Annotated in this window: 11 protein-coding genes and 1 pseudogene; 5 read left to right on the top strand and 7 right to left on the bottom strand. The window is 38.0% G+C overall.

Annotated elements, in window-relative coordinates; translation table 11 throughout:
- Positions 1 to 46 precede the first annotated feature (46 nt).
- Together IGI63_RS11835 and IGI63_RS11830 are read left to right on the top strand one after the other, a co-directional pair.
- Positions 47 to 1,267, top strand: a complete 1,221-nt coding sequence (locus IGI63_RS11835; protein ID WP_429975839.1) for an IS110 family transposase — start codon at positions 47 to 49, stop codon at positions 1,265 to 1,267.
- 401 nt (positions 1,268 to 1,668) lie between these two features.
- Positions 1,669 to 2,662 (top strand): annotated as a pseudogene (locus tag IGI63_RS11830) (IS3 family transposase).
- Positions 2,663 to 3,028: 366 nt separating this feature from the next.
- Here IGI63_RS11830 and pepV read toward each other — a convergent pair.
- The 3 genes from pepV to IGI63_RS11815 form a co-directional block, all read right to left on the bottom strand.
- A complete protein-coding gene (gene pepV / locus IGI63_RS11825) occupies positions 3,029 to 4,444 on the bottom strand; it encodes a dipeptidase PepV (RefSeq protein ID WP_429975838.1) in 1,416 nt (471 codons plus the stop codon).
- 133 nt (positions 4,445 to 4,577) lie between these two features.
- Positions 4,578 to 5,312: a pseudouridine synthase gene (locus IGI63_RS11820; protein WP_429975837.1), complete on the bottom strand. Its 735-nt coding sequence runs from the start codon at positions 5,310 to 5,312 to the stop codon at positions 4,578 to 4,580.
- A gap of 108 nt (positions 5,313 to 5,420) precedes the next feature.
- On the bottom strand, positions 5,421 to 7,070 hold the full coding sequence (locus tag IGI63_RS11815; protein ID WP_002364837.1) for a putative polysaccharide biosynthesis protein: 1,650 nt from the start codon (positions 7,068 to 7,070) through the stop codon (positions 5,421 to 5,423).
- 203 nt (positions 7,071 to 7,273) lie between these two features.
- On the opposite strand from IGI63_RS11815, the gene IGI63_RS11810 reads away from it, so the two are divergent.
- On the top strand, positions 7,274 to 8,800 hold the full coding sequence (locus IGI63_RS11810; RefSeq protein WP_429975836.1) for a UDP-N-acetylmuramoyl-L-alanyl-D-glutamate--L-lysine ligase: 1,527 nt from the start codon (positions 7,274 to 7,276) through the stop codon (positions 8,798 to 8,800).
- 66 nt (positions 8,801 to 8,866) lie between these two features.
- Here the strand turns inward: IGI63_RS11810 and IGI63_RS11805 are convergent, their stop codons facing one another.
- Complete coding sequence (locus tag IGI63_RS11805; protein WP_002358653.1) at positions 8,867 to 9,439, bottom strand: alpha/beta hydrolase; 573 nt, start codon at positions 9,437 to 9,439, stop codon at positions 8,867 to 8,869.
- A 30-nt stretch (positions 9,440 to 9,469) separates the two neighbouring features.
- On the opposite strand from IGI63_RS11805, the gene IGI63_RS11800 reads away from it, so the two are divergent.
- Entirely contained in the window at positions 9,470 to 10,444 is a 975-nt protein-coding gene (locus tag IGI63_RS11800) for a ring-cleaving dioxygenase (protein ID WP_002382960.1), read from the top strand.
- A gap of 112 nt (positions 10,445 to 10,556) precedes the next feature.
- Complete coding sequence (locus IGI63_RS11795; protein ID WP_002355495.1) at positions 10,557 to 10,730, top strand: hypothetical protein; 174 nt, start codon at positions 10,557 to 10,559, stop codon at positions 10,728 to 10,730.
- 75 nt (positions 10,731 to 10,805) lie between these two features.
- Here the strand turns inward: IGI63_RS11795 and IGI63_RS11790 are convergent, their stop codons facing one another.
- From IGI63_RS11790 to IGI63_RS11780, 3 genes are all read right to left on the bottom strand, one after another.
- Positions 10,806 to 11,276 (bottom strand): C-GCAxxG-C-C family protein, encoded by a 471-nt coding sequence (locus tag IGI63_RS11790; RefSeq protein ID WP_002384891.1) that lies wholly within the window; start codon positions 11,274 to 11,276, stop codon positions 10,806 to 10,808.
- A 52-nt stretch (positions 11,277 to 11,328) separates the two neighbouring features.
- Positions 11,329 to 12,057 carry a YebC/PmpR family DNA-binding transcriptional regulator gene (locus tag IGI63_RS11785; RefSeq protein WP_010821401.1) on the bottom strand — a complete coding sequence of 243 codons (729 nt, stop codon included), beginning with the start codon at positions 12,055 to 12,057 and terminating at the stop codon, positions 11,329 to 11,331.
- 130 nt (positions 12,058 to 12,187) lie between these two features.
- Positions 12,188 to 12,697, bottom strand: a complete 510-nt coding sequence (locus IGI63_RS11780) for a VanZ family protein (RefSeq protein ID WP_429975835.1) — start codon at positions 12,695 to 12,697, stop codon at positions 12,188 to 12,190.
- Positions 12,698 to 12,705 lie beyond the last annotated feature (8 nt).

Raw genomic sequence — 12,705 nt, 5'->3', positions numbered from 1 at the left:
AGGAACGAAAGGAAACAGTGAAGAACCTTTCAACACTTTTTAGGAGATGAAAATCATGTATGTACTTGCTTTAGATGTCTCAATGGGAAAAAGTTACACCGTTATTTATCATGAAACTACTTGTCTTTTTGAACAAGAAATTCTTCATGATAAACCGTATTTTTGCCAGCTTCTTCAAGAAATTTATGCTCTTCCAGAACGACCACAAATCGTTTTTGAAGTAACGGGAGTTTATTCAAGAGTCATTGAAACGTTTTGCCAAAAGAATCATTTCGCCTATTGTTTATTAAACCCTTTAGAAGCCAAAAGACAACTGAATAGTGACTTACGTTCAGTCAAAACAGATAAACGGGATGCCCATCGTCTGGCTCAAACTCACAGTCAATTTTTGCGGAAACAAAAACAACAATCATCAGAAATTTATGAACAAACACGGGACTTAGCACGCTTTTATCAACAAATTGAAAGTGACATTAAACACATGAGAATGCACCTCCATACCGCTTTACAACTAACTTTTCCAGAACTAGAAACCCTTTTTACCAACCGCTTATCAAAACTCGCTTTAAATCTTGTCGAGCTATTTCCGCATCCAGCTTATTTAGTAGGATTGAGTCAAACAAAAGTAAAAAATCTTTTGAAGAAAAATACCGATAAAAAAATCTCCGATCAAAAAGCCTTGGCGAAAGCACAAACCTTACTTTCCTTGGCGCAAAATTCCTATCCAGCAGAATCTGGACAAAGTATTTCTGTTCAAAAAGTGGTGTACTATGCCCAACAATTGAAACAATTACTGACAACGAAAGAACAATTAGCTGCACAGTTAATTGAAGCAGCCAAACAAACAGAAGAATTTGATTTGTATCAAAGCATTCTAGGAATTGGTGAACTTTCTGCAGGACTCATTATTGGTGAATTAGGAGACATTCGCCGGTTTTCTTCTCACAAACAATTGAACGCTTTTGTCGGTGTCGATACCAGAAGGTATCAATCTGGAAAATATATTGCCCAAGAACACATGAATAAACATGGGAATCCAAAGTCACGAAAGAATTTGTATTTTATTATGATGAACATGATTCGGCAGCAAGCAGCTGCACCCAATCACATTGTCGATTATTATTACAAATTAAAAACGCAACCTTCGCCCAAAAAGCATAAGGTTGCGCTAGTCGCTTGCATCAACAAGCTCTTGAAATGTCTCCACTCAATGGTACGACATTCAAGTACGTATGATTACTCATACACGGCCTCTAACGACCAATAAGGAATATATCCTTACCAAAATTATAGCATACCTAATAAAAAATTTTCTCATTTATTAGGTTTATTTCGTATACTTTTTTCCTGATAAATATATAGAAAAAAGTACTTGACTAAACGTAGGAAAGAGGTTGGAACGCAGAACGGTATCTAGTTAGACTCAAATAAGTGAAATCTTTAATTTGAAGGGGTGTCTTTACGAAGATAAAATCATTATTTTTAGATGTTTTATTGTTAAGTTATTTTCAACCCTTGTATTCTGTTATTGCTTCCGAATCACCAACAAGTGGGGCTGGCTCCTATAATAGAAATGCGGACAAGTTATTCGCTATAATCTATTAAAGGAGTTTTTTATTATGCAAAAAAAAATCAACGACAAGATATTCAAAAGAATTTAAAGAATCTATGGTATCTCTTCATCAGACCGGTCGGTTTGCTAACTCATTATCGAAGGAATACAATGTTAGTATATCTACGATTACTAAGTGGATGTGCTTTCAATAAAAGAACGAAAATTATTAAGGGAAAGCAAACGCTTAAAAGAAGAAATTAATATTTTAAAGCGAGCAGCGGTTCTTTTGGCAAAGAATTAATCGCCAAATGACGAACGATTGTCTTACGAGTGGTCCGTACTAATTCAGAAGCCAAGCACCGCATTACACGAATCTTGAACATCTTCAAAATCCCAAGAATAACCTATTATGCCTACTTGAATTGGAAACCAAGTGAACGAATGATAAGGCGACAACAGCTAAAAGAAAAAGTACTAAAATCCTGGCTATCGTATCCAAGATTGACAAAGTATTTCAATGATGATTTAGCTATCCCTGTCAGTAACTACCTTATTTATCGGCTAATGCGTGAATTAGGGATTTAATCTCAAATGATAAAGAAAATGAAAAAGCTTAAAACCTACTGTGAATTTGATAAATTAGCAAACTTAATAATGAAAATAACGGATTGGTCTAACGTTCTTCTAACCAATATCACGTATGTTCCAGTGAGAGGGAAGTGGGTCTATTTAGCTAGCCTATATAATCCGGTAACCCGAAGGGTTATCGCTCACAAAGTTGGAGCAGCCATGACAAAAGAATTAGCAACAAGTATACTAAGTAAAGTAGATTTACACGTACAAGGAATAGAAATCATTCACAGCGACATGGGTAGCCAATATACGAGCGATTTATTTAATCATACTTTAAAAACAAAAAAAAAAACAGAGCATTATTATTCTCGAAAAGGTTGTCCAGGGGATAATGCAAGAATAGAGAGCTTTCACTCGATTTTAAAACGAGAATATATAAATTTCCAATCGTTTCAAACACTGGATGAAGCAATTGTTGGGATTGGTAGCTATATTCGTTGGTTCAATAATGATCGAATTTCTCTTGTTGCGTAGCCATTAGCATCTCATCCTTTTATACCATATAAAAAAATTAGTTGCTGTAAGGATCATTTAAGTGTGCCTTTTACTGAATAATCTATGAAACTTGAGATTCAATTATTCTCTCAATATCGTAATGTTTTCTATCTTTCTTATTTTTAGTTACTACTAACTATTTCTTTCAAACTTTTTTGCTTGGAATATTGACACAGGAGTCAAAATAGGTTGTGGAGTTTAGACATAATCAGTAAAAACTCCACAACTTTATCACAACAAATACTAACTATTAATCACTTTTATTCATTTCTTTAAAATTGATAACACCATATTGTCAACATTTTAAAAGGAATGAAAAGTAAGTGAATGGATTTAAAAATATATTTACTTCGCTAAACGATAAATCGCATCTGCATAAATAGCAGCTGCTCGGAATAAGTCATCTAATTCCATAAATTCGTTGGCTTGGTGCATTGTGTCTGTGTAGCCAGGGAACATTGCGCCATAGGCAACACCACGTTTTAATAAGCGGCCATAAGTACCGCCACCAATGATTTGTTCTTGGCCTTTTTCGCCTGTATGGTCTTCGTAAACTTGTAGTAACGTTGCCACCAATGGATCATCAACTGGTACATAATGCGGTTCTTGGTTGCGATCTCCTTGTGTTGCAGTGACCGTTTCACCGACTGTTGCTTGAACTTTTGCTTGTAATTCTTCTGCTGAAGTTCCTTTTGGATAGCGGAAGTTTAATGTTACTAAGCTATTTTCAGGATTTTCTGAATCAAAGTTAACAATCCCAGCGTTCATTGTCAATTTACCCATTTTTTCGTCTTCAAAAGCCACACCTAATTTTTTGCCATAAAAATCTTCATGGATAAATTCAGCAATGGTATTAATAAAGCTGTATGCGCCTTCTGCAAAGCTGTAATCATTTAAGAAAGTTGCCAAGAAAGTCGCTGCGTTAATTCCAGATTGTGGGCTAGCCCCGTGAGCCCCTTTACCAACTACATGGAAAGTCACTGTTTTATCTGAAAGTTCTGCGTTACCTGAAATTTTTGCTTCTTGTTTGATGAATGTTTCAAAGCTAGCAGCTAGTGAAGCCGCTTCGTCTGCTGAAGCAGCCGTTACAACAGCATCTGCTGTTCCCGGAACCATGTTTTCACGTAAGCCAGATTTGAAGCTTTCTAATTTATAATCAGCGCCGTTACCGCCTCGGAAAGTTAAACGAATAGTCACATTTCCTTTTTCCCCATTAATAATTGGGAACTCAGCATCTGGTGAGAAACCAAAGTCTGGCGCTTCTTCATGTTGGAAATAGTAATCCATATCGCCCCAGCCGCTTTCTTCGTCACTTCCTACTACGAAACGGATTTTTTTAGACACGGGTAAGCCTAATTCTTTGATAATTTTCATTGCGTAATAAGCAGCCATACTTGGGCCTTTATCATCGCTTGCACCACGTGCATAAATTTTGCCATCTTTAATGACTGGTTCATAAGGATCTGTTTCCCAACCATCACCAGCAGGAACAACGTCCATATGACCAAAAATCCCTAACGTTTCGTCGCCTTCACCATATTCAATGTGTCCAGCGTAATTGTCGACATTTTTCACCGTAAAGCCATCACGTTCACCATACGCTAACATGTGTTTTAAGCCAGCAACTGGCCCAGGTCCAAAGGGCGCTTCAGGTGTTGCTTGTGCATCATCACGTTCACTGTTGATCCGTAATAAGTTTTGTAAATCTTCTAATAAGTCGGCTTTACGTGCTTCGACTTCTTTTGTCCAATCAATTGTCATTTGTTGTCACTCCTATTCATAAAGTTCTACATAGTCAATCATACCATTTTATGCAGAAAAAGAAAGAAACCCGACACTATTTTTCGAGAAATTTTTTATCTTTTCCGCAGAAAGGGCTGGGTTTTTGTTTATTTTAATTGAGGTATGATTGTTTAGGTTGTAGTTGTTGCAATTCGTCTTCTGTCAAGGGCCGATATTCCCCTAGTTCTAACGTTTCATCTAACCATAGTTCACCCATTCGTAATCGTTTTAAATACGTCACAGGTTTGCCTACAGTGGCTAACATCCGTTTGACTTGACGGAATTTTCCCTCTTGAATCACTAAACGGACTACGGAAGTCCCTTCTTCCTCATTGATCGTCTCAATGACTAAACGACTTGGTTTAACCATTTCTCCATCTTTCAAGGCAAATCCTTGCGCAAACAGTTGACAATCTTCCGCTGTCACAAGTCCCTCAACTTCAGCTAAATATTCTTTATCCACATGCTTTTTAGGCGATAATAATTGATGCGCTAACTGGCCATCATTTGTTAATAGAAGCAAGCCTTCGGTATCTTTATCCAAGCGACCAACTGGGAACAAGTCGGCACGGTAATCCTGATCAGTTAACAAGTCAATTACCGTTTCATCTCGCTGATCTTCCGTCGCAGAAATGACACCTTGTGGTTTATGCAACATGTAATAAAAGAATTTCTGATACGTAAGAATTTCTCCCATCAAGGCAATTTGATCTGTTTCTTCATTTACTTGTGTTTTGGCTTCTTTTACGACGTCACCATTCACCGTAACGACTTTTTTCTTTAACAATTGTTTGATTTCTTTACGACTACCGATACCAACATCGGCTAAAAATTTATCTAAACGCATCGTCATTCCTCTTTCCTTTAAAAAAATAGCTTGGGACATAAATCGAATCGATCGATGTCTCAAGCCTTGTCTCTTAAGAGAATCTGCTGAAAGTAGTTCAATCAGCTATTATTTAATATTGAATTTTGCACGTAATTTTGCGGCATTTTTCCCTAATAAACGATCAGCTAAGCGAATCTTCAAGACCGAATAGCCATAAAAAGCGCCTCCTGCAGCAGCCACAATTACAACGATAATGAAAGCTTGGAAACGTCTAGTTGGATCTAAAAATAGATACAAGAACTGACGGAAAATCAAAGCGATAATCATCATGATGACTGTAATACAGAACATTAACAATGTTCGCCGTAAGGTTAATTTGTAATTAAAACGTGTCACTTGACGAATTCTTCTTAGAATCAATACGCAAGAAACCGTAAAGCCAATCATCGTTGCTAATAACGGACCGTAAACTTCAAATAAACGGATTGCGGGGAATTGCACGATTAATTTCACTGCTAAACCAATTCCTAAATAACGCATTGCGTCACGATTTTCATACATCCCCATCAACATATTTGACACTAACATATACAAGCCCAAGAATAAACTAGCGTAACAAGCTTGCACTAATAAAGAAGTACCTAAAGCATCTGGCATGTAAAAAACAGTGTATAGTGGTTGCGCTAAAACAATCATACCGAACGTTGCTGGCAACATTACAAACACAAAAAGTTGTAAATTATTACTAATCAAACGCGCTAACTCACGGTGATTTTTTAAGGTGACCGCTTCTGTAATCAACGGTAATCCAGTAGCCGAAATCGAAGTCGCTAAAGCCACGACAATCATGGTTAATTTGTCCGGATTGGCATTAAAAATACCGAAAAGCTCTCGTAATTGGGTATCTGAATAATCCGTAAACAAACGCATAAAGTTTGAGAAAGTAAACTGATCGACAAGTTTAAAGACAGTCACTCCTGAGCCAACTACGATAAAAGGAATCGCCTCTTTAAAAGTTTCAATCAATAACTCTTTTGGGGCAATCTCATGTTCATTGGCGCTGTGTTCTTCTAAATAATCAAATAATGGTTTTTGTTTGTACATGTAATAACCTAAAACCGCAAAACTTGCGAGCATCCCAATAAATGCCGCAAAAGTGGCTTGGGTCACCGCTGTAACGTAATTACCTTCAAAGACTTTCATGATAATAAAAGCGGTTAATAACATGTAAAACACTCGTGCTACTTGTTCAACAATTTGTGATAAAGCAAAGGGCATCATTTCTTGATTTCCTTGGAAATAACCGCGAATGACACTCATGCTTGGGAAAACTAAAACGGCTAAACTTAATGAACGCATCGTTGGAACTAATTCAGGTCCTCCGCCAGACAAAGCTGCTAATGCCGGAGATGCCAAATACATCACAATAGCAAAAACCACACCTAAGCCACCCATTAGTTGTAAGGCACGATAAAAGAGCTGTCGACTAATTTTATATTCGTTCAATGAATTATAATGCGAGGTCTGCTTGGCAATCGCACCTGGAATTCCGGCGGTAGAGATCATTAGGAATAAGGCATAAATCGTATACCCCATTGAAAACAAACTGTTCGCTTCGTTTCCGTGCTCGCCCATCCAAGCGTACCAGGGGATGATGTAAATCGCCCCTAACATGCGGGAGATAATATTACTAGCTGTCATCCAAGCTGAGCCTTTGACCATTTTTTCTTGGTTCGTCAGGATTGGTTGATCAACTGAATTTGGTTGATTGATCATTTTGTCCTCCAATATTCTTTGAGTATGCTTTCTTTATTTTAATTGTTCATCTTGGGATATGCAACGACTTTCTCGAAGAATTATCCTATTTTAACATTTCTCATGGATTTTCTCACGCTAACGAGATGGTTTTTTTAAAAGAAAAATAATGCTATAATGACATCAGTTTTGAAATTTCGTTGAAACGTTTGGAGGCAAAAAAAGTGACGATTTCATTATTCGCAATTCGCGATTGCTTAGAAAAAGAAGATTTATTAAAAGAATTTATTTCACCAGAAGGCTGGCACTTGACCCTTTCCGACACGTTAGGTCAACGAGAAGTAACGGCTCTTTCTTACGATTCGAGAGACGTAACAGCAGAAACACTCTTTTTTTGTAAAGGATTAAACTTTAAAGAAATCTATTTAGAAAATGCTGTAAAAGACGGCCTAGAAATCTATGTTTCTGAGGTGCCTTATGAGGTTCCGGCGCAACTAGGAATTATCGTGACTGACATTAAAAAAGCAATGGCTGTGTTAAGCATGGCTTTTTATGATTATCCACAAAATAAATTAAAACTGATTGGCTTTACTGGAACCAAGGGTAAAACAACAGCGGCTTATTTCACCAAATATATTTTAGATGTTGCTACACAACAAAAAACAGCCTTGCTTTCTACCATGAATTCGACATTAGATGGCAAAACATTCTTTAAATCTGCCTTGACTACACCCGAATCTTTGGACTTGTATCGAATGATGGCAACCGCTGTTGCTAACGGGATGACTCATTTTATTATGGAAGTTTCTTCCCAAGCCTACAAAACTAATCGTGTCTACAAGTTATTTTTTGATGTCGGCATTTTTTTAAACATTACCCCCGACCATATCAGTCCAATTGAACATCCAACCTTTGACGATTACTTTTATTGCAAACGTCAATTGATTACACATTCTAAAGTCATTGTGTTGAATCACGAAGCTGATTATTTTCCATTACTTAAAGAAACTGCACAACAGCAAAAAGTCCCTGCCATTGTCTATGGCAGTCAGCCAGCTTCAGAAGTTGACTATTCATTCGCTGTTTCTTCAGAGGATTCCTTACGTTTTATCGTTGAAAGTCCTGCAGATGCGTTAGAATTGGCCGGCTCTTATCACCTTCGTTTAGGTGGTGATTTTAACAAAGGTAATGCGTTAAGTGCGGCGATTGCTAGTGTCCTTGTGGGAGCTTCAAAAGAAGAGTGTCAACAAGGGATCGCAGCAACCACCGTCCCTGGCCGGATGGAATCTTTAACGAATACCAATGGTGCAACCGTCTATGTTGATTACGCTCATAACTATGACAGTTTGAAGAATCTTTTAACCTTTGTCCGTGAAGAACATCCTGACGGCCGCTTAATTGTTCTTGTCGGTAGCACGGGAGACAAAGCGATTTCTCGCCGCAAAGACTTTGGTAGGGTTCTTTCTGAATTGGCTGATGTTGCAGTCCTAACAACCGATGACCCAGCCAGTGAAGATCCAGCAAAAATTTGCCAAGAAATTCAAACCCATATTACCAAAGAAATGCCTGTTTACACCGTTTTAGATCGTGGCGAAGCAATTGCTCACGCATTATCTTTAAGCACAACGGCTGATGATGCGATTGTCTTAGCTGGTAAAGGCGCCGACCTTTATCAAAAAGTAAACGGCGTAGATGAACCTTACGCAGGAGACTTTGCCCTTGCGGAAGCTTTCATTAATAAAAAGAACTAAATCATTTGAACACACATGAAAAAAACAAGCTGCAACCACTTATCAACAAAGGTTGCAGCTTGTTTTTTAAAGAACTTCTTTTATTTTCGTTACTTCTTCTTCTGATAAGCCATGACCGCCATCAACGAGCAAAAAGTCAACTGGAAAATGTTTCTTTAATTGGTTAGCTAAAGAAAGAACTTGTCCCGGAATACTCAACTCATCCTGAGCCCCTGTTGTGACAATCACTTTTGTCGCAAACTCACCAGATACATATTGATAGCCTAAATTGCTTGGATGCAGTAAAATAACAGTGTTAGCAATAGTCGGGTTCTTTTCTAACAGGCCTAAAATAAAATTGGCACCATTAGAGTACCCTATAAAAATAACTTCATCGTATAACTTTTGCGGTTGCCAAACTTCTTCTAGAAACGCAGTCACTCGCTCATCAAAGTTAGCACGAGGTAACGCTCCATTAACTAATGGCGCAAAAAAGCGTCGCTGTTCGCCTACACCTTCTGTCCCTAAGTAACTTAGAACACTCGCTTCTGGATAAAGGGTTGCGATGGTCGTTAATAATTGATATTCATTGCCACCAGTACCATGAAAAGCGACAACTAATTGATTAGGTTTCGACCCTTTTTGAAAAAATTGTTTCATTTAATAAACCTCCAAGAAAGGAATTTTACTATGTATGCACAAATTCATCACATCTCTATTTTAAATCGATTGATAAAGCCTACATTTGACTTCTATCATAATACACTGGGATTAAAATTACTAATGAAAACGATCAACCAAGATGACCACACCATGTATCACTTGTTTTTCTCAGATAATGAGCAACGAACAGGTACCGAATTAACTTTTTTTGAATTGAATGATGGCCAAGATCAATCCTTTGGGACAAATACAATTGAACGAACTATTTTAAAAGTACCAACGCGCGCCTCTTTGGATTTTTGGGCAGAACGTCTTGAGCAAGCGGGTATCTGCCACTATGGTGTGGAAACATTTAACCAACACCCAATTTTGCGTTTTGAAGCGCCCGATAATACGCAAATGGCGCTTGTTCCGTTACGTGAATTTGAAAATGCGGAAGATTATTTTCCAGCTGAGCATGCTGAAATTCCAGTAGAACATGCAATTTTAGGCATTGATGCAATTCAATTACGCGTCCAATATGCCGCAGCTACCAAACAACCTTTAGTGGATTATTTACATTGGCATGAAAAAGAAACAGTACCTTTTTTTGAAACTGCACATGAAGTAACTGTTCTGGAAAATCATCATCCACAGTTTTATCAAGAGGTTCATATCATTGATGACCGAACCAATCCGCTTGCCATTGAAGGAATTGGTGGCGTTCATCACGTCGCCTTTGGGGTGGAAGATACGCAAGAATTAACGCAAGTTGATAGCCTGTTGGATGAAAAGAATTTTACAAACTCAGGAATTAAAGACCGCGAATTTTTCAAATCATTGTATTTTAGAGAACCGAACCACTTGTTATTTGAAGTAGCCACACAAAAAGGCCTGCTAGATGCCGAAGCCTATGAAAATCAAAGCTCAAACTTTGATGAAATCCCCCTTTATTTGCCTCACTTTTTGGCAGATCAAAGAGAACGAATCGAAGCGATTTTAGCACAACAACGCCATGAGTAAACAAAAATAGCGGTTAGGACCGCTATTTTTGTTTTTTAATATCCTATTATTGCCCTTTTTTGAAAAAAAGGAGTACACTAATAGTAGATGAACTGCGCAAGGAGGTGAGTACATGTTATCTAAGGAAGAAGTTCTACACTTATTGAACGAAGCAAAAAAAGAAGTCGATCGTTTAGAAACAAACCGCCAAGAAGATTTAGGTAATTCAATCAACTATATTGAAAATGAATTACAGCTCCAACGTGTCTTATCTCAAGTGGAAGCTTATGAAAAAGTACTTGGTTAATTGATTACGCATTAAATGAGAGAGGAGCAACCAGATTCAGGTGAATGAATCTGGTTGCTCCTCTCTCATTTTTTACTAGACTAATTCGTAAGCAAGTTCTCGTGCAATAATTTTTGCGGTTGTTTCAGCGATTTCTCCAGTAAAGCCAATGCATTGTTCCATATGCTCAGGTGAACCCATCGTCATTTTACTTGTCAAAATACTGCAGCAAACCACTCGATGCTTTTGTCGAAAACTTTGATGCAATTCGTTGGCTAAAGCCATCGTTTTATTTACTTGTTCTCCTTTGGCTTCTGTCCGACCAAAAAAGTAGCCCAGACACATAACCCCGCCTGAAAGAGCACCACAAATACACTTCGCTCCTCCAACACCTACAGGAAACCCAGAAGCCATGGCCACAGCTTCAATGGGAATCTCCGCATCGAAGTGTTGCCGAATGGTCGCCACAATCGCTTCCGAGCAATAAAAATCACCGTTACGATAATAGGCTTCCGCTTCTTCCCTGATTGCTTGTAAACAAATTCTCTTTTTCAAAATGCCCTCCATTCTGTATCCGCTTTCATTTTATGAATAAAAGGACGCCAAGCATCCCTTTATTTTATAGATTTTCTGCAGAGGTAAATACTTCTGACACATCATCATCGTCTTCTAACTTGTCAACCAAGCGCTCTAATTGCGCTTTTTGTTCCTCGTTCAAGGTTAGTAAGGTTTGCGGAACCATTGTTAATTCAGCTTGTGCTAATGAATAACCTGCTTGTTCTAAAGCATCGCGAACCGCTGTAAAATCTTCTGGTGCTGTGTAAATTTCAAATACTTCTGGTGATGTTTCTAAATCCTCGCCACCTGCTTCCAAAACGACTTCTAGCATGTCGTCTTCCTCAATTGCATGATCTTCTCTCTTAATGACAATATAGCCTTTACGATCAAACATATAATTCACCGAACCCGTTTCACCTAAAGAGCCACCATTTCGAGTAAACGCGACGCGAACATTGGTGGCCGTTCGGTTGCGGTTATCTGTTAGTGCATGAACTAAAACTGCCACGCCACCTGGCCCGTATCCTTCATAAGTTACCTCGTCATAATGTTCCCCTTCACCAGCACTACTGGCTTTTTTTATGGCGCGAGCAATATTATCATTGGGCATATTGGCTGACTTAGCTTTATCGACTGCTAAACGTAAAGCAGGATTCATTGCGGGGTCAGGGCCACCTGCTTTTGCCGCCATATAGATTTCCCTTGAAACTTTTTGGAAAATTTTCCCACGTTTGGCATCTTGTGCATTTTTACGCCCTTGAATGTTGCTCCATTTGCTGTGTCCTGACATCCTTGATTCCTCCTGACTTTTCGTTACTATTCTCCTTTATTCTACTCTTCTTTTCAGTTAGGAACAAGCACTACCAAAAAAAGACCCTCGCTTATTCATCTTTCTGACAAATAAACGAAGCTCTTCTAAATTAGCGTCTTCTTTTTTTATTTTTCTTCAAACCATGAACCACCAAACAAATAACGATGGCTGTCAAAGCACCCATGGCATCCAACATAACATCTTGAAAAAGAGGGGTCCTTCCGCCTGTGATCATTTGATGAAATTCATCTAAACCTGCATAGCCAGTAGCAGCTAGCCAGGAAACAACAGCTGTTAAAAACAGGCCTTTGATTCTTGGCACTAATCCAATAAACCAACTACCACCTAATAGAAAATACGTACCAAAATGGGTTCCCTTACGAATAAAAAATTCAACAAATTTACTATAACCACTAGCTTGAATGCTCACTTCACTGCCAGCATATTGAAAAGAAATATTTTTTAATTGTTCTTCAAAAGGATGACTGCTCAGAAGTTTATCTAAAAGACCAACTTGTGATTGCTGTTCATACGTCTGTGATGAACTGAAAAATAAAATGGCCATAATAACAAACGCAATGACTAAATATAAATTACTATCTTTCAAATAATTTTTCATATAATCCT

Origin of the sequence: Enterococcus sp. DIV0086, from assembly GCF_050498705.1 — a bacterium.
GTDB classification, from domain to species: domain Bacteria; phylum Bacillota; class Bacilli; order Lactobacillales; family Enterococcaceae; genus Enterococcus; species Enterococcus faecalis.
This window is presented reverse-complemented; position numbering and strand designations above follow the sequence as displayed.